Below are 17460 nucleotides of genomic sequence, written 5' to 3' on the forward strand. Positions count from 1 at the left end.
CGATGGAAATGGCCGTGGCGTCGGTCCTTCGTCCTATTCCGAAACGATGCCGGGATCGCGGGCCACCGCCATGGGGAGGCGCACGACGAAGCAGGCGCCGCGTTGCGCATCTTCGCGGTCGCCAATGCTGATGCGGCCCTGATGCCCCTCCACGATCGAGCGGGCGATGGCGAGGCCGAGGCCGGAATGCTTGCCGAAAATCTCGCCCTCTGGCCGGACGCTGTGGAAGCGGCGGAAGACATGCTCGCGCTCGGACACGGGGACGCCCGGTCCTTCATCCTCCACGCTGACCAAAATCTGGTCGTCGGCGACGGTGGCGATGATCCGCACCAGTCCGCCCTCTGGCGAGAAGGAGACGGCATTGTCGATGAGATTGTCGAGGACGCGGATCAGCCGAGCCTCCTCGCCCAGCACGACCGCGACATCCTTGCGCGGGCGGGCGAAGGCGAGGCGGACGCCGCGCGGCACGCCGCGCGCCTCGCGGGCCAGCACCATCTTCTCGATCAGGAGGCCGAGGTCGATCGGCTCGAAGCGGGTGCGGGACAGTTCGGCGTCTACGCGGGAGGCTTCGGCGATATCGGTGACGAGCCGGTCGAGGCGGCGGACATCGTCCTGCGCGATCGCCATGAGTTGCGCGCGCAGGTCCGGCCGGTCGACCCGCTCCAGCGAATCGAGGGCGGAGCGCAGCGAGGCGATCGGATTTTTAAGTTCATGGCTGACATCGGCGGCGAAGGCGTCGGTCGCGTCGATCCGCTGGCGCAGCGCATGGCTCATGTCGGACAGGGCGCGGGCCAGCATACCAATCTCGTCGCGCCGTTCGGGCAGGCGCGGCACGGTGACTTCACGCGCGCGGCCGAGGCGGACGCGCACGGCGGCCCGCGCCAGGCGCTGGAGCGGCTGGACGATGGTGCGGGCGAGGAAGAGCGACAGGAGCACCGAGGCGAGCACCGCGACCGCCAGCACCATGCCAAGACGCAGCCGTTCGGCGCGGACGATGCGCGTGATGTCGCGCGCATTTTCGGTGGCGAGCAGGCTGCCGCCGTCCTTCATCGCCACGGCGGCGGAGATCATGAAGGTGCGGTCCGGCGCGTAGCGGTTCATTGCTGCGGGGCGGTCGGTCTTGCGCGCCAGCATGACTTCGGGCCACGCGGTGGCGCGGTCCTGTGCCGGTTCCTCGAAATCGGGCGGTCGGTCGGCGGAAACGACACGGTCGACCACCTTGTCGAGGAAGCGGGCGACATGACGCTGCCATTCCTCCTCCGAGGGCAGGCGCAGCCGGTAGCGCGGCGCGTCCATGGCAAAGCTGTCGGCGGCGAGCGCGCCGGTGGCGTCGTAGCGCCGGACCCGGTCTCCGGTCTGGCGCGAATAGGCGGCGATCAGACGATCCTGCCGGTCGGCAGGCGCATTGTCCAGGCCGATGGCGAGCAACTTCAGTTCGCGCGCCGACTGTTCCAGCCGGTCATCGACGATGCGCGTGCGATAGCTGTCGAGATAGAAGAAGCCGCCCGCCAGCAGGGCGAGGGCGAACACGTTGACCGCAAGGATGCGCGGGGTGAGACTCAGCCGTCCCGACCAGCGCACCGCGAGCGCCGCCGCGTCATTCCTCGGAGAATCGGTATCCGGCGCCATAGAGCGTGTCGATTGCGTTGAAATCGGAGTCCACCTCGCGGAACTTGCGGCGGAGCCGCTTGATATGGCTGTCGATGGTTCGGTCGTCGACATAGACGTCATCCTGATAGGCGGCATCCATCAGCTGGTTGCGGTTCTTGACCACGCCCGGTCGCTGGGCGAGCGTTTCGAGGATCAGGAATTCGGTGACGGTCAGGGTCACGTCCTTGCCGCCCCATTTCACGCGATGCCGGGCCGGGTCCATTTCCAGCCGGCCGCGCACTATGGGGTCGGCGACCGGCTCGTCCGGTTCCTCGGTCGCCTTGCTGACCTCCGCCCGGCGCAGGATGGCGCGGATGCGCGCGATCAGCAGCCGCTGAGAGAAGGGCTTTGAGATATAGTCGTCGGCGCCCATCGCCAGGCCCAGCGCCTCGTCCAGCTCGTCGGTCTTGGAGGTCAGGAAAATGACCGGCATCTGGCTCTTTTCGCGGAGGCGGCGCAGCAGCTCCAGGCCATCCATCTGGGGCATCTTGATATCGAACACGGCAAGGTCGGCGGGATTGTCGAGCAGCGCTTTCAAGGCGCCTTCCGGGTCGGAATAGATGCGCGTCAGGAAGCCTTCGGCCTGGAGCGCGATCGACACGGAAGTCAGGATATTCTTGTCATCATCCACAAGGGCGATGGTGGCGGTCATGCAATTACCCGGAATGAGCAGAAAGGAGAATGTTCCGAGCGTTAGACCATGGTTCGCCCAGCCGCAAGGAAGGGGTGGCGGCACGCTCTGCGGCGCAACTGCCGAGATTCGGGACGAATGGCCGTCCGCCCCGATTTGACGGCCGTTCCGCAAAGCCTTATGGCCGAAGTGTCCGCAGCCATGCCGACGCGCGAAGACGCGGCGCATGAGCGGCGGATTGGTCGCCAGATAAAAATCGGCGATCCGACATTGTTATATCGGGAGTAAAGGCGTGCAGGCCAAATCCTCAATCACCCTGGCGGACCAGGGCATTTCCACGCGTGCCGATCAGTTCTGGAATCTCGGCACCGCGCCGCTGGTCGAGGCAGCCATCCGCAATGGGGAAGGCATATTGTCCAAGGACGGCCCGCTGGTCGTCAAGACCGGCAAGCACACCGGCCGCTCGGCCAGCGACAAGTTCATCGTCCAGGACGCCGAGACCCAGGACACCGTCTGGTGGGGCAAGACCAACGTTCCGATGACGCCGGCGCATTTCGCGGCGCTGAAGGAGGATTTCTTCAAGGCGCTGGGCGAGAAGGATACACTCTACGTCGCCGACCTGTTCGGCGGATCGCAGCCCGAGCATCGCGTCAACGTCCGCGTCATCAATGAGCGCGCGTGGCACAACCTCTTCATCCGCACCCTGCTGGTGCGTCCGACCGCCGATGAACTGGCCGGCTTCACGCCCGAATATACGATCATCGACCTGCCGACCTTCCAGGCCGATCCGACCCGTCACGGTACGCGCAGCGAAACCGTGATCGCGGTCAATTTCACCGAGAAGCTGATCCTGATCGGCGGCACGTCCTATGCCGGCGAGATGAAGAAGTCGGTGTTCGGCATCCTCAACTATCTGCTGCCGACCAAGGGCGTGATGCCGATGCACTGTTCGGCCAATATCGGTCCGAACGGCGATACCGCCGTCTTCTTCGGCCTGAGCGGCACCGGCAAGACGACGCTGTCGGCCGATGCGTCCCGGACCTTGATCGGCGACGACGAGCATGGCTGGTCGGATACCGCCGTGTTCAATTTCGAGGGCGGCTGCTACGCCAAGATGATCAACCTGTCGGCCGAGGCCGAGCCGGAGATCTTCGCCACCACCAAGCGGTTCGGCACGGTCCTGGAAAATGTGGTCATCGACGAGGAAACCCGCACGATTGACCTGGACGATAACAGCCTGGCCGAGAATAGCCGCGGTTCCTACCCGATCGATTTCATCCCGAACACGTCGGAGAAGAATCTGGGTCCGGTCCCGAAGAACATCATCTTCCTGACCGCCGACGCCTATGGCGTCCTGCCGCCGATCGCGCGGCTGACCCCGGAGCAGGCGATGTATCACTTCCTGTCGGGCTATACCGCGCGGGTTGCGGGCACAGAGATCGGCGTGACCGAGCCGACCGCGACCTTCTCGACCTGCTTCGGTGCGCCGTTCATGCCGCGTCACCCCAGCGTCTACGGCAATCTGCTCAAGGAGCGGATCAACAAGGGCGGCGTCACCTGCTGGCTGGTCAACACCGGCTGGGCGGGCGGCAAGGCGACCATGCCGGGCATCAAGCGGATGCCGATCAAGGTGACGCGCGCGCTGCTCAATGCGGCGCTGGACGGCAGCCTGAACGATGTCGCGTTCCGCACCGATCCGAATTTCGGTTTCCAGGTGCCGGTCGCGGTGAACGGCGTCGAACCGACCATCCTCGACCCGCGCGCCATGTGGGCCGACAAGGACGCCTATGACGAAACCGCCGCGACCCTGGTAAAGGCGTTCGTGGATAATTTCGCCCAGTTCGTGGACCATGTCGACGACGGCGTGCGCGGGGCGGCCCTGACCGCCGCCTGATCGCAGCGACCGACGAGGCAAGGGAGCCGGGGGAGCGATCCTCCGGCTCTTTTGCTTCTGGGCCGGCTCTTTTGCTGTCGGGGGCGTGTCGGCGGTGCTATGCTTGCCGCCAACCTTTTGCGGGAGTTTGGGCATGTTCGAAGATCTGATTGGCAAGATGGGCGGGCTGGAAGCGATTGCGGCGCAGATCGGCGTGTCGCCGGAGAAGATGCAGGGGCTGATGAGCGAGATCAGCGCCAAGATCGGATCCGGCGAGACGAGCGTGTCGGCGCTGGCCGAAACGGCGGCCGAACATGGCGTATCGGCCGACAAGTTGCAGGAACTGCTGGGCGCGTTTGGCGGACCGGAAGCGATCCTCGGCAAGCTGGGTGGGCTGTTCGACCGGGATGGCGACGGCAATCCTCTCAACGAGCTGGGCGGGATCGCCAAGGGTCTGTTCGGATAGCGCGACGCGTCGGCGCCGGGCGTCCGGCAAGGGCGCCCTTTGGGCCGCACAAGTTTTTTTGGCCTTGCCTTCGCGCGGCGAAAGGGCCAATTCGCCAGCATCATCGTTTATTGCGAACGATCCGCAACTGGCGTCGCTGACCAGACGGCGCTGATGCAAGGCAAGGATAAGGTGTTGACCGACGTGACGATCGAAAAGCCGGTTCTGGAACCCACCGGCGCGCTTTCCGTGGAAACCGTGCTGTCGGTGCGGCACTGGAACGAGCATCTGTTCAGCTTCCGCATCACGCGACCCGCCAGCTTCCGTTTCCGGTCCGGCGAGTTCGTGATGATCGGCCTGATGGGCGACAATGGCAAGCCGCTGTTGCGCGCCTACTCGGTCGCCAGCCCCGCCTGGGACGAGGAACTGGAGTTCCTGTCGATCAAGGTGCAGGACGGACCGCTGACGTCCAAGCTCCAGCTGATCCAGCCGGGCGACCAGATCTATCTGGGCCGCAAGCCGACCGGCACGCTCGTCACCGATGCCCTGCTGCCGGGCAAGCGGCTGTTCATGCTGTCGACGGGCACGGGCCTGGCGCCGTTCCTGAGCCTGTCGCGCGATCCCGACGTCTATGAATTTTACGAGCAGGTCGTCGCAGTCCATTCGGTACGCCGGGTGAGCGACCTGGCCTTTCATGACGAACTTGAAGGCAAGCTGGCGGATGATCCGCTGGTGGCCGACCAGGCCGCGACCCAGTTCCATTACGTGCCGACCGTGACGCGCGAGCCGTTCCGCAACACCGTCCGCATCGACAAGCTGGTCGAGAGCGGCGCGCTGTTCGAGGGGATCGAGGGGCCGGCGAAGTTCGACCCGGAAACCGACCGGATCATGATGTGCGGCAGCATGGAGATGATCAAGCAGTTCGCCGCCTATTTCGAGGCGAACGGCTTTACCGAAGGCTCCAACGCGGCGCCGGGCCAGTTCGTGATCGAGCGGGCTTTCGTCGGCTGAGCGCCGACCGCAGCGAGAATAGGGAAGGGCCGGGGGAGCGATCCTCCGGCCCTTTTTCATGTCTCCGGGATCAGGCGTTCTTCCGTTCCGCCGCCCAGGCGTCGATATTCCCCGCCAGCACGGTCATCGGCACGCCGCCGCTCTTGACCACGGCGTCGTTGAACAGGCGGAAGTCGAATTTCGATCCCAGCGCCTGCTGAGCCATTTTGCGCAGGCGGACGATTTCGCCATGGCCGACCTTGTAGCCGCAGGCCTGGCCCGGCCAGGCGCAATAGCGGTCCACCTCGCCCTGGACTTCCTCGACCGTGGAACCGTTGGTGGTAGCGAACCAGTGGATCGCCTGCTCCCGCGTCCAGCGCTTGGCGTGGAGGCCGGTGTCGACCACCAGGCGGCAGCAGCGATAGGCGATCGACTGGAGATAGCCGAGCCGCCCGGCGACATCGCCATCATAGGCGCCCAGCTCGTCGCCAAGCTGCTCGGCATAGAGCGCCCAGCCTTCGCTATAGGCGTTGAAGGCGAGCAGCGAGCGGATCAGGGGCAGTTTGTAGGTATATTCGCCCTGCCAGATATGGCCGGGAATCCCTTCATGATAGCAAAGGGTGGGAAGCGCGTAGCGCGGCCACATGCCGGTGTCGCGCAGGTTGATATAATAATTGCCGGGGATCGAGCCGTCGATCGACCCCGCGCCGGCATAGGCGCCGGGCGCGCCCGCTTCGATCTCGACCGGTACGCGCTTCACGATCAGCTTCGCCGGCACGAGCGTGGCGAAGGCGCGGGGCAGGCGGGTGCGGATGTCGGCGAGGCGGCCGTCGATGAAGGACAATATCTGCTGGCGGCCATTGTCGTCATTGGGGAAGAGGTGGCGCGGATCTTTCCCCATGGCGGTCATGCGCTCGCCGACGGTGCCTTTTGTCATGCCCAGCCCTTTGAGCAGCTGGTCCATTTCCGACTGGAGCGCGGCGAGCTGGTCGAGGCCGAGCCTGTGGACCTCCTCCGGGGTCATGGTCGTGGTGGTGCCGGCGCGCAGCGCCCAGCCATAATAGGCCTCGCCCTGCGGCAGTTTCCATACGCCTGCATCCATCGTGGCAAGGGCACGCTGGCGCTGAAGTTCGCTGATCTGGCGGGCGAGGGCGGGAGCGACCCTTTCGCGGACGATGGCTTCGGCCCTGGCGGCATGGTCGCCCGGAATGTCCTTCGTGCGGCGGGCGAGGGAGGCGACCGCCGTCCATTGGTCGAGCGGCTGGCCCTGGACGCTGGTCATCTGCCGCAGCGTCTTTTCGAGCAGGAAGGCCGGGGCGACGACGCCGATCCCGGCGTCATGGCGCAGTCGCTCCGTTTCCCCATCGAGATTGGCGGCATAGGCGGTCAGCCGGGCGAGATAGGCGTCGGCGTCGGCGCGGTTGGTGACGGGATGGTTGCTGTCGAGGAAGTCGGGGGTCTCGACGAAGCTGCCCGTGTTCTGTGCGACGGCATAGGGCGAATTGCGATAGGACCAGTTGCTGTTCATCATCGCCATGTCCCCGAAAGGGAAGGCGAAGCCGTCCGCCGCCAGTTCATGGGCTGCCAGCACCACTTCCACGTCGGTCCGGGTGGCGGGGGAGAGTGGCGCAAGGTCGATGGCGCGCAGCGCGGCCAGGCGGTCGCGCACATGCGCGGCGATCCGGGCCTGGCCGGCAACGCTCTTGTCGCCGAGGCGGCTGCGCAGCGCGGCGCGGGCGCCGGTGTCCAGCCCCAGGCCGCCGGCGGTTTCGGGGGCGTCCGCCAGCATGGCTTCGGCCATGTCGGCCAGGATCCCCTGGGCGCGGGCGTCTGGCGTGTCGGTCGCCCGCGCGGCCTGGGCGAAGGCGCGAACGGGCAGGGCAGCGAGGGCAAGGGCAGAGGAGCCGGCGACAAGGAAATCGCGGCGGGACGTCGTCATGGGGCAAGGGTCTCCGGTATATGGTTACGCCTGCCATCGCATATTTTGCGCTTGATTGGACATGTTAAATCCGGCGCGCGACCATCCTGCCCGGTGCGCGGACGTATGTAAACGAGAGGAGCCGGAAGGGAACGCATCTCCGACAGGATCCCCAACGCTTGGCGGAACAATGGCGCCGAATGGGGCTGGCGCAACGTCATCTTCTCCTGGAGGATGATCCGGACCGCTTTGTCGAAATTGGCTCCAGCCATTCCAACTGTCGGCTTCTGCCGGGGCGCTGGAACACATGCGGTATAAGTTTCAGGGCATATATGACGACGGGATCGCCCCGATAATCCTCTGTTGCCCGCAGCAATGCGCCGAACCTGACCGGTCAGGTGATCGCCGGGAAGTGTTCGACCTTCGCTGTGGTCAGCGCGGCTCTCAGCCGTTCATTCTGCATGTGAGGAGCCGCTGCTTGCTGCCCCTGGGGTTGACCGACAAGAAAGCCGCAGAGAATCTGCCATCGTCTACGGCTTCTTCTTGGGCTTTGAGTTTCGGATTGCAGTATCGGTCGATGCCCTTGGGGGCCTTCCGAGGCTCATAGCGAAGTCCCGCCTTCGACAGTTACAGGCGAATAGAGGTGATCACCGCCAACCCGTGACTTCCCGTTAAATAAAGAAAATCGGAGGTTTTTTAATTATCAGCGAGCATTGGCTGACAGAAATATGGAGGCCCGAGCCGGAATCGAACCGGCGTGCACGGATTTGCAGTCCGCTGCGTCACCACTCCGCCATCGGGCCTCGGCGTGGGTGGCCGCAAATGTGCGGCTTTGGCGACAAAGTCAAGCCGCGGTTGGAGCTTGCAGCCCAAGAATCTTCGCGACCACCGCGCAAAGCCGCTTGGCGCGGGCGGCCTGCTGATTTAGAGGTCCGATGATCTCCTTAGTGTATTGCATTGCCAATACAGTTGTGCCAAGCGAGGAACTATCGTGACCGAGCAGAACTATTCTTCGATGCGGGCCGCCATGGTCGACAGCCAGTTGCGCACCAGCGACGTGGACGACCAGCGCGTGATCGCGGTGATGGCCAGGGTGCCGCGCGAGGAATTTGTCCCCGCGGACCGCCGCGCCATGACCTATGTCGATCGCCCGATCCCGCTGGCCGCCGGCCGCGCGCTCAATCCGCCGCTGGTCACCGGCCGGCTGCTCAAGGAAGCGCAGGTTGCCGAGGGCGACAAGGTGCTGCTGATCGGCGCCGCGACCGGCTATTCCGCCGCGCTGCTGGCGGCGCTGGGCGCGCAGGTGACGGCGGTGGAGGAAGAGGGCGGTCCGGAGATCGCCGTGCCTGGCGTGACCGTGGTGCGCGCGCCGCTCCAGGCGGGGGCCGCGGCCGGCGCGCCCTATGACCTGCTATTCATCGATGGCGCGGTGGAGGAAGTGCCCGCCGCGCTCGTTCAACAGCTTGCCGATGGCGCGCGCGTCGTGACCGGGATCGCCGACCGAGGCGTCACCCGCCTGTGCAGCGGTCGGGTGGTTGATGGCCTGCTGGGACTGAGCAGCCTGATCGACATGGAAATGGTGGTGCTGCCCGGTTTCGGCGCGCCCAAGGCTTTTGTGTTCTGACAATGACAGGCGGGGGGAGATGACAGCGAAGCGCTTACCGAAACGGCATCGTGCCGCAGCCGCCCTGCTGTTGCTGACCTCCGCGATCACCGCCCCCGTCCAGGCCGAAACGCTGCAGGGGGCGCTGGCCAAGGCCTATGCGTCCAACCCGACATTGACCGGCGCGCGCGCCGGGCAGCGGGCGACCGACGAGAATGTGCCGATCCAGAAGGCCAGCGGTCGTCCGGCACTCGACGTGACCGGCAGCTATAGCGAGAGTATCCTCAAGCCTACGATCAGCTTCACGTCGCCCCAGCGGACAGTGAACGCCCAGGCGCAACTGAGCGTGCCGGTCTATTCCGGCGGCGCGGTCCGCAACGGGGTCAAGGCCGCCAAGATCCGCGTCGAGGCGGGCCAGGCCAATTTGCGCGGGACTGAAGCCAGCATTTTTTCCCAGACCGTCGCGGCCTATATGGACGTGATCCGGGATACGGCGCTGGTCTCGCTCAACGAGGCGAATGTGAAGGTGCTGGACGTCAATCTCCAGGCCACGAACGACCGATTCGAGGTCGGCGACCTGACGCGCACCGACGTGGCGCAGTCCGAATCGCGGCTGGCGCTGGCGCGTTCGGACCTCCAGACGGCGCAGGCGAACCTGATCACCAGCCGCGAAAACTATATCGCGCTGGTCGGCGAGGCGCCCGACAGTCTGGAGCCGCCGCCGCAACTGCCCGGCCTGCCCGGCAGCCCCGACGCGGCGGTCCAGGTGGCGTTGAAGGACAATCCCGACATTCTGGCCGCGCAGAAGCAGCGCGAGGCGCGGCGCTATGACGTGAAGGCGGCGCGTGCCGGCGTGATGCCGACGCTGTCGGCCTTCACCCAGGCAGGTTACACCAACTATCTCGACTCGCTGGACAATGGCCAGCCGGGCGGGGGCGCGCAGATCAACAAGCAGGCGGCGGCGGGCCTCCAGTTGACCGTTCCGCTCTATCAGGGCGGCCGGCCGGCGGCCCAGGTGCGGCAGAACCAGGCCCTCGAATCGCAGGCGATCGAGCAGGAGATCGAGGCCGAGCGCAGCGTCATCGCCCAGGCCCGCGCCGCTTATGCCAGCTGGCAGGCGTCGCTCCAGACGATCGAGTCGAGCCGCAAAGCGGTGGACGCCGCGTCGCTGTCGCTGGAAGGCGTGCGGGCGGAAAATTCCGTTGGCAGCCGCACCATCCTCGACATCCTCAACGCCGAGCAGGAATCGCTGAACGCCAAGGTCCAGCTGGTGACGGCGCAGCGCAACGCCTATGTCGCGGGTTTCAGCCTGCTGGCCGCGATGGGCCATGCCGAAGCGGATGATCTGGGCCTGGAAAGCGGTGCTCTGTATGACCCGATGGCCAATTATGACCGGGTAAAGGGCAAATGGTTCGACTGGGACTTCGACCCGGCGCCCAATCCCGTGGCGACGCGCACCGTTGACACGCCCGCACAAAATGCCAATGTCGATGCCGCTTCTTCGCAGCAGCCTTAACCGCTTGTTAACCCGGTCGGGTAATCTTAAAGCATAAGGGTGCGCAATGGATTTTGGACGGGGACTATCCATGGGTGACATGACCAAGGAACCCTCGATGGAAGAGATACTCTCGTCCATCAAGCGGATCATCGCGGAGGAAGGGGAGGAAGCGGTCCAGGCCGCGCCCCGCCGTGCCCGCGCCGAGGCGGCGAAGCCCGTCCCGATCGAATCGGCCGTCGAAGAAGTGCTGGAACTGACCGAAGAGGTCGCGGAGGAGGAAGTCATGCCCGCTCCCAAAGCCGCCGCCAAGGCATCCCCCGTTGCCGCCGGCGACGAGTCGATCCTGTCGGTGGAAAGCGAAGTCGCGGCGCGTCATTCGCTGTCCGCCCTGTCATCGATGCTGGTCGCGCCCAAGGACGGCGAGGACAATACGCTCGAAGGGCTGGTCCGCTCTATGCTCAAGCCCATGCTCAAGGACTGGCTCGACGCCCGTCTGCCGGTGCTGGTCGAAGAGATGGTGGCGAAGGAAATCGCGCGCATCACCAGCCGCTGAGCCGCATCCCTCCCGCTCCCTTTTTTGCTACGGGGCGTGGACTATATCATGATGGACAGGCGCCGCCCGATCCCCGGATAGAAAGACGGGTTTCCGGGGGGTAGCGACTATGTTGAGCAGACGCGGTCTGGTTCGTGGCGTGCTGGGTGCATCCTGCGCCGCATTGGCGCCTTCCCTTCCTGCGTGGAGCACGCCCGCCGTGCCGGCTGATGATGCCGCTGACATGGTCCGCTTCATCGCGGCGCTGCCCAAGGCGGAATATCATGTCCATCTGGAAGGCACGCTGGAAGCAGAGATGAAGTTCGCGCTGGCGAAGCGCAACGGGCTGGACCTGCCTTTCGCCGATGTTGCGGCGATGAAGGCCAGCTATGTCTATCATGACCTGCCCAGCTTCCTCGCCATTTATTATGACGGCATGAAGGTGCTGCGCACCGAACAGGATTTCCATGACCTGGCCTATGCCTATCTGGCGAGGGCGGCGTCGCAGAATATCCTGTACGCCGAGATGTTCTTCGACCCGCAGGAGCATCTGAAACGGGGCGTGCCGATGGCCGCGGTGATCGGCGGCATCACCAGCGCGCGGGAGTCCGCGGCCGCGCAGCTGGGGATCGGATCGCAGCTCATTCTCTGCTTCGTGCGCGATCTGTCGGCGGAATCGGCGATGGAGACGCTCAATGCGGCCTTGCCCTTTCGCCAGCATCTGGTCGCGGTGGGGCTGGATTCGGATGAGAAGGATCACCCGCCGATCAAGTTCGCGGCCCATTTCGCCAAGGCCAGGGCGGCGGGGCTGAAGGTTACGGCGCATTGCGACCTCAACCAGAAGGACATATTGGAGCATATCCGCCAAGCCATCGTCGACATCCGGGTGGATCGGATCGACCATGGCGGCAACATATTGGAATCGCCGGAACTGATCGCGATGGCCAGGGCGCGGAACCTCAGTTTTACGGTCTGTCCGAGCTTTTCCGGCACGGTGCGCGGGGAAGCGCCGCCGATCGACGTGGTGCGCGGGATGCTGGACGCGGGCCTCAACGTCACAATCAATTCGGACGATCCGGCCTATATGGGCAGCGAATATCTGAACGAGGTGCTGGTGCAGGCGCAGGCGCGAAGCGCGCTGACCAAGGCGGAACTGGTGCGGCTGTCCCGCAACGCGTTCAAAGCGGGATGGATGGGAGAGGCGCCGCGCGCGGCCTGCCTCGCCCGGCTCGACGCCTTCGCCAGGGCGGAGGGCGTGGCCGGATAAGGCGACAGCGAAATGGACAGTTAAACGCGATATGCTAGACATGGCGCCATCCTGACGCGGGAGGGCGGCATGACGATGGTGTTGATCGCGGCGGTGGCCTTTGTGGGGACGCATTTCCTGCTGTCCCATCCGCTGCGCGGCCCATTGGTCGCGCGCCTGGGGGAGAAGGGGTTTCTCGGCCTTTATTCGCTGGTCGCCTTCGCCACGCTGGGCTGGCTGGTCGTCGCATATCGTTCCGTATCCGTAACGGATATGCTCTGGCAGGTGGGCGACGGGCTATGGGCGGTCGCCAGCGTGACCATGCTGCTGGCGGCGATCCTGCTGATGGGATCGTTCGTCGGCAATCCCGCCATGCCCGATCCCGAAGGCGGGCTGCGCGCGCCGGCCGAGGCGAAGGGCGTGTTCGCCATCACCCGCCATCCGATGATGTGGTCCTTCGCGCTGTGGAGCATCAGCCACATATTGGTCTATCCGGTCGCCAAGAATATCATCCTCGCGCTGGCCATCCTCATCCTGGCACTGGTTGGCGCGGCCTTGCAGGATCGCAAGAAGGAAGCGCTGAAAGCCGACGTCTGGACGCAGTGGGAGGCGCGGACCAGCTATTGGCCCTTTGCCGCCATCGCGGCTGGCCGGGCGCGGTTCGGGCGGTTCGGGATGCACGCGCTGGCGGGCGGGCTGGTCGTCTGGCTGGCCGCGACATGGGCGCATATCCCGCTTGCCGGCTGGGACGCGGGCATCTGGCGCTGGATCGGATGATAGTTTCGCTGGAATGGAGCGGGAAGGGCCTTTAAGGGCGCTTCCATGACCGAGCTGCCCAAGACCTTCGACCCCGCGACAATCGAATCCCACTGGTACGCCCATTGGGAGGAAAAAGGCCTGTTCCGCCCCGAACGCCCGGACGCGACGCCCTTCACCATCGTGAACCCGCCGCCCAACGTCACGGGCAGCCTGCATATCGGCCATGCGCTGGACAATACATTGCAGGACATCGTGATCCGTTACGAGCGGCTGCGCGGCAAGGATGCGCTCTGGGTGGTCGGCACCGACCATGCCGGCATCGCGACGCAGATGGTGGTCGAGCGCCAGCTCAACGCGCAGCAGCAGAAGCGCACCGATTTCACCCGCGACGAATTCGTTGCCAAGGTGTGGGAATGGAAGGCCGAGAGCGGCGGCGCGATTACGCGCCAGCTGCGGCGGCTGGGCTGCTCGATGGACTGGGCCAACGAGCGTTTCACCATGGACGAGGGTTTTTCCAGGGCGGTCGTCAAGACCTTCGTGGAACTGCACAAGCGCGGCCTGCTCTATCGCGACAAGCGGCTGGTGAACTGGGACCCGCATTTCCGGTCGGCCATTTCCGATCTGGAGGTCGAGACGGTCGAGACCAAGGGCGGCTTCTGGCGCTTCCGCTATCCGCTGGCCGACGGCGTGACGCTGGCTGACGGCAGCGACCATATCGTGGTCGCGACCACGCGCCCTGAAACCATGCTTGCCGACATGGCGGTCGCTGTCCATCCCGAAGACCCGCGCTATCAGAGCGTGATCGGCAAGGACATCCTCCAGCCGATCACCGGACGGCGGCTGCGGATCGTGGGCGACGATTATGCCGACCCGGAACTGGGATCGGGCGCGGTCAAGATCACGCCGGGGCATGATTTCAACGATTTCGAGGTGGGCAAGCGCGCCGGGCTGAAGGCCGGCGAAATGCTCAACATGTTCGACGCCGACGCCAATGTCGTCCAGACCGCCGACGGCCTGATCCCCGATCGCTTCCTGGGGCTGCACCGCTTCAAGAAGGATGGCGTGGACGGCGCGCGTGAAGCCGTGGTGGCGGAGATGAAGGAACTCGGCTTCCTCGTCCCCCATGTCACGAAGAACAAGGAAGGCGAGGAGGTCTCGGCCGATTTCGAGCCGCGCACGATCCAGACGCCGTTTGGCGACCGCTCCAACGTGGTGATCGAGCCGTGGCTGACCGATCAATGGTATGTCGACGCGGAAAAGCTGGCCGTCGCGCCGATGCAGGCCGTGCGCGACGGCGCGATCGAGATCGTCCCCAAGACGTGGGAAAAGACCTTCTTCAACTGGATGGAGAATATCCAGCCCTGGTGCGTCTCGCGCCAGCTGTGGTGGGGGCATCAGATCCCGGCGTGGTTCGACGCGGACGGCAACAGTTATGTCGCCGAAACCGAGGCCGAAGCGCAGGCGTTGGCCGGCAACAAGGTGCTGACCCGCGATCCCGACGTTCTCGACACCTGGTTCTCCTCCGCCCTCTGGCCCTTCGGCACGCTGGGCTGGCCGGAGCAGAGCGAGAAGCTGTCGCGCCATTACCCCAATGATCTGCTGATCTCCGGCTTCGACATCCTCTTCTTCTGGGATGCGCGCATGGCGATGCAGGGGATGGAGTTCATGGGTGATGTGCCGTGGCGCAAGCTCTATCTCCACGGCCTCGTCCGCGCGGCGGACGGACAGAAAATGTCCAAGTCCAAGGGCAATGTCGTCGATCCGCTGGGCCTGATCGACAAGTTCGGCGCGGATGCGCTGCGCTTCTTCATGGCGGCGATGGAAAGCCAAGGCCGCGACGTGAAGATGGATGAGAAGCGGGTCGAGGGTTATCGCAACTTCGCGACGAAGCTGTGGAACGCCGCGCGCTTCCTTCAGTCGAACGGCGTTACCGCATCGACCACGCATGAAGCGCCGCACGCCGCTCTGCCGGTCAACCGCTGGATCATCGCCGAAACGGTCGCGACCGTGCAGGCGATCGACGCGGCGATGATCGAACTGCGTTTCGACGCGGCCGCCAACGCCATCTATCATTTCGTCTGGGACCAGTTTTGCGACTGGTATATCGAACTGACCAAGGGCGCGATGGATGACGAGACGCGCGCCGTCGCGGGCTGGGCGTTCGACCAGATTTTGGTGATGCTCCACCCCTTCATGCCTTTCATAACCGAAGAGTTATGGCATCTGACCGGCGAGCGCGCGAACGAGCTGATCGTGGCGCGCTGGCCGCAGGCGCTCGCCGCCGTCGATACCGATGCGCAAGCGGAGATCGACTGGCTGATCCGGCTGGTGAGCGCGATCCGCACCGCGCGGACCGAACTCAATGTCCCGCCGGGCGCCAAGCTGCCCATGGTCGTGCGCGATGCGGCGGAAGCGACGCAGCGCCGCCTCGATCGTCAGGGCGTGGCGCTGGCGCGGCTTAGCCGCGTCGAAAGCCTGACCTTCGGTGAGCCGCCGGCGGGCGGCGCGGCGCAGATCGTGGTGGATGAAGCGACCTTCATCCTGCCGCTGGAAGGCGTGATCGACATCGCGGCGGAAAAGACCCGGCTGGCCAAGGCGCTGGCCGCGGCGGAGAAGGAGCGGGATTCGCTGGGCGGGCGCCTGTCGAACCCCAGCTTCGTCGAGAAGGCCAAGCCGGAAGCCGTCTCCAAGGCACGCGAGGACCATGGTGAAAAAACCGCCGAGGCGGAAAGGCTGAAGGCGGCGCTGGACCGGCTGGGTTAAGCAGTTAAACCCCACTCCGTTCGCCCCGAGCCTGTCGAGGGGCCGAACGGGGACAGGAATGGCCGGGGCAACATCGGGTTGGGGGGATGGTCTATGGCAGCAGGCAAGACGGGCGCGAAAGACCTGACGCAGGGGCCGATCGCGTCCACGCTGATGCTGTTCGCCATTCCCACGTTGGCGTCCAATATCCTCCAGTCGCTGAACGGGTCGATCAACGCCATCTGGGTGGGCCGTTTCCTGGGCGCGCAGGCGCTCGCGGCGACAGCGAACGCCAATATCATCATGTTCCTGATGTTCTCGATCGTCTTTGGCTTCGGCATGGCGTCGACGGTGATGATCGGCCAGTCGATGGGCCGGCGCGATGTCGACGCGGCGCGGCGCGCCTTCGGATCGGCGGTGGGATTCTGCATGGGGCTGGCGCTGGTGGTCGCGACCGCCGGGTGGATCGGCGCGCCCGCGCTGCTGCGCCTGCTTGCCACGCCTCCGCAAGCCTTCGACATGGCGCTGGTCTATCTGCGCGTAATCTTCGTGGCCATGCCCGCCAGCCTGCTGAGCGTCATGATGATGATGGGCCTGCGGGGCGTCGGCGACGCGCGGACGCCGCTGATCTTCATGATCGTCAGCGTGGCCGTGGACCTGGTGCTCAATCCGGTGCTGATCCTGGGGCTGGGGCCGGTCCCGGCCATGGGCATCGCCGGGTCGGCGGCGGCGACGGCGGCGGCCGGCTTCGTCAGCCTGATCGGGATCATCGCCTATACCTATGCCAAGGATCTGCCGCTGCGGCTGCGGGGGCCGGAACTGCGCTATCTGCGCCCCGCCGCCGACCAGATGCGCGTGCTGCTGGGCAAGGGATTGCCGATGGGGTTGCAGATGATCGTGATGTCGGCGTCGGGGCTCGTCATGATCGGCCTCGTCAACCGCGAAGGGCTGCTGGTGACGGCGGCCTATGGCGCGTCGCAGCAGCTGTGGACCTATCTCCAGATGCCCGCCATGGCGATGGGCGCGGCGGTCAGTGCCATGGCGGCGCAGAATGTCGGCGCCGGCCGCTGGGACCGGATCAGCCGCATCGCCGGCTATGGCATCGGCTATCAGCTGCTCATCACCGGCACGATGGTCGCGGTGATGCTGGCCTTCCACGAACCCCTGCTGGCGCTGTTCCTGGGCGATAATGGCGCGGCGATCGCCGAGGCCTGGCATATGCAGCTGCGGGTGAGCTGGAGCTTCATCGCCTTCGGCTGCACCATGATCCTGTTCGGGGTGATGCGCGCCAATGGCGTCGTGGTGGCGCCGCTGCTGATCCTGATCTTCACCCTGTTCGCGGTGCGGCTGGGCTTTTACTGGCTGGCCTATCCGGGGATCGGCGTCGATGCGCTGTGGTTCAGCTTCCCGGCCGGGTCGTTCATGTCGCTGCTGCTCGCCTTCCTCGTCTATGCGCAGGGCGGATGGCGCAAGGCCAAGCTGCTGGCCCCGGTGCATGAGGAGGAATGCCGCGAGGCGGTGAACAGCGAGGCCGAGCCGGCCGGGCGGATCGCGCCCACCGGCTGATGCGGTC

At 65.4% G+C, this 17460-nt stretch carries 13 protein-coding genes and 1 tRNA gene; 10 read left to right on the top strand and 4 right to left on the bottom strand.

The features are described from left to right. Positions 1 to 33: 33 nt before the first annotated feature. Entirely contained in the window at positions 34 to 1629 is a 1596-nt protein-coding gene (locus K3M67_RS01975) for a sensor histidine kinase (protein ID WP_066860251.1), read from the bottom strand. Then, positions 1598 to 2302, bottom strand: a complete 705-nt coding sequence (locus K3M67_RS01980) for a response regulator transcription factor (protein ID WP_066860248.1) — start codon at positions 2300 to 2302, stop codon at positions 1598 to 1600. The genes K3M67_RS01975 and K3M67_RS01980 overlap by 32 nt, the downstream gene beginning before the upstream one ends. A gap of 271 nt (positions 2303 to 2573) precedes the next feature. Here K3M67_RS01980 and K3M67_RS01985 point away from each other — a divergent pair, with 271 nt between their 5' ends. The 3 genes from K3M67_RS01985 to K3M67_RS01995 all read left to right on the top strand — a co-directional run bounded on the left by K3M67_RS01985 (position 2574) and on the right by K3M67_RS01995 (position 5610). Next, a complete protein-coding gene (locus K3M67_RS01985; protein ID WP_066860245.1) occupies positions 2574 to 4175 on the top strand; it encodes a phosphoenolpyruvate carboxykinase in 1602 nt (533 codons plus the stop codon). A gap of 133 nt (positions 4176 to 4308) precedes the next feature. Continuing rightward, positions 4309 to 4620, top strand: a complete 312-nt coding sequence (locus K3M67_RS01990; protein ID WP_285832117.1) for a hypothetical protein — start codon at positions 4309 to 4311, stop codon at positions 4618 to 4620. Between the two features lie 174 nt (positions 4621 to 4794). Next, complete coding sequence (locus K3M67_RS01995; RefSeq protein ID WP_066860575.1) at positions 4795 to 5610, top strand: ferredoxin--NADP reductase; 816 nt, start codon at positions 4795 to 4797, stop codon at positions 5608 to 5610. A gap of 70 nt (positions 5611 to 5680) precedes the next feature. On the opposite strand, the gene K3M67_RS02000 is transcribed toward K3M67_RS01995, so the two are convergent. Both K3M67_RS02000 and K3M67_RS02005 read right to left on the bottom strand, forming a co-directional pair. Next, the gene (locus K3M67_RS02000) at positions 5681 to 7528 is read right to left on the bottom strand and encodes a DUF885 domain-containing protein (protein WP_285832118.1); all 1848 of its coding nucleotides are present in this window, start codon (positions 7526 to 7528) and stop codon (positions 5681 to 5683) included. A gap of 708 nt (positions 7529 to 8236) precedes the next feature. After that, a tRNA-Cys gene (locus K3M67_RS02005) sits at positions 8237 to 8310 on the bottom strand. A 188-nt stretch (positions 8311 to 8498) separates the two neighbouring features. On the opposite strand from K3M67_RS02005, the gene K3M67_RS02010 reads away from it, so the two are divergent. The 7 genes from K3M67_RS02010 (at position 8499) to K3M67_RS02040 (ending at position 17453) form a co-directional block, all read left to right on the top strand. Continuing rightward, positions 8499 to 9131, top strand: a complete 633-nt coding sequence (locus K3M67_RS02010; RefSeq protein ID WP_285832119.1) for a protein-L-isoaspartate O-methyltransferase family protein — start codon at positions 8499 to 8501, stop codon at positions 9129 to 9131. A gap of 19 nt (positions 9132 to 9150) precedes the next feature. Then, positions 9151 to 10626 carry a TolC family outer membrane protein gene (locus tag K3M67_RS02015; RefSeq protein WP_066860234.1) on the top strand — a complete coding sequence of 492 codons (1476 nt, stop codon included), beginning with the start codon at positions 9151 to 9153 and terminating at the stop codon, positions 10624 to 10626. A 70-nt stretch (positions 10627 to 10696) separates the two neighbouring features. After that, on the top strand, positions 10697 to 11161 hold the full coding sequence (locus K3M67_RS02020) for a DUF2497 domain-containing protein (RefSeq protein WP_066860231.1): 465 nt from the start codon (positions 10697 to 10699) through the stop codon (positions 11159 to 11161). Positions 11162 to 11360: 199 nt separating this feature from the next. Beyond that, a complete protein-coding gene (add, locus tag K3M67_RS02025; RefSeq protein ID WP_285832120.1) occupies positions 11361 to 12407 on the top strand; it encodes an adenosine deaminase in 1047 nt (348 codons plus the stop codon). Positions 12408 to 12476: 69 nt separating this feature from the next. Beyond that, positions 12477 to 13163 (top strand): NnrU family protein, encoded by a 687-nt coding sequence (locus tag K3M67_RS02030; RefSeq protein WP_285832121.1) that lies wholly within the window; start codon positions 12477 to 12479, stop codon positions 13161 to 13163. Positions 13164 to 13208: 45 nt separating this feature from the next. After that, complete coding sequence (locus K3M67_RS02035) at positions 13209 to 15908, top strand: valine--tRNA ligase (RefSeq protein WP_285832122.1); 2700 nt, start codon at positions 13209 to 13211, stop codon at positions 15906 to 15908. A gap of 93 nt (positions 15909 to 16001) precedes the next feature. Then, on the top strand, positions 16002 to 17453 hold the full coding sequence (locus K3M67_RS02040) for an MATE family efflux transporter (protein WP_285832123.1): 1452 nt from the start codon (positions 16002 to 16004) through the stop codon (positions 17451 to 17453). Positions 17454 to 17460 lie beyond the last annotated feature (7 nt).

This window comes from Sphingobium sp. V4 (genome assembly GCF_029590555.1).
Lineage (GTDB): Bacteria > Pseudomonadota > Alphaproteobacteria > Sphingomonadales > Sphingomonadaceae > Sphingobium.

Coding starts and splice junctions, on each gene's coding strand:
- K3M67_RS02015 (WP_066860234.1), top strand. CDS start 9,151: ATGACAGCGAAGCGCTTACCGAAACGGCATCGTGCCGCAGCCGCCCTG.
- K3M67_RS02035 (WP_285832122.1), top strand. CDS start 13,209: ATGACCGAGCTGCCCAAGACCTTCGACCCCGCGACAATCGAATCCCAC.
- K3M67_RS02030 (WP_285832121.1), top strand. CDS start 12,477: ATGACGATGGTGTTGATCGCGGCGGTGGCCTTTGTGGGGACGCATTTC.
- K3M67_RS01975 (WP_066860251.1), bottom strand. CDS start 1,629: ATGGCGCCGGATACCGATTCTCCGAGGAATGACGCGGCGGCGCTCGCG.
- K3M67_RS02000 (WP_285832118.1), bottom strand. CDS start 7,528: ATGACGACGTCCCGCCGCGATTTCCTTGTCGCCGGCTCCTCTGCCCTT.
- K3M67_RS02040 (WP_285832123.1), top strand. CDS start 16,002: ATGGCAGCAGGCAAGACGGGCGCGAAAGACCTGACGCAGGGGCCGATC.
- K3M67_RS01980 (WP_066860248.1), bottom strand. CDS start 2,302: ATGACCGCCACCATCGCCCTTGTGGATGATGACAAGAATATCCTGACT.
- K3M67_RS01990 (WP_285832117.1), top strand. CDS start 4,309: ATGTTCGAAGATCTGATTGGCAAGATGGGCGGGCTGGAAGCGATTGCG.
- K3M67_RS02020 (WP_066860231.1), top strand. CDS start 10,697: ATGGGTGACATGACCAAGGAACCCTCGATGGAAGAGATACTCTCGTCC.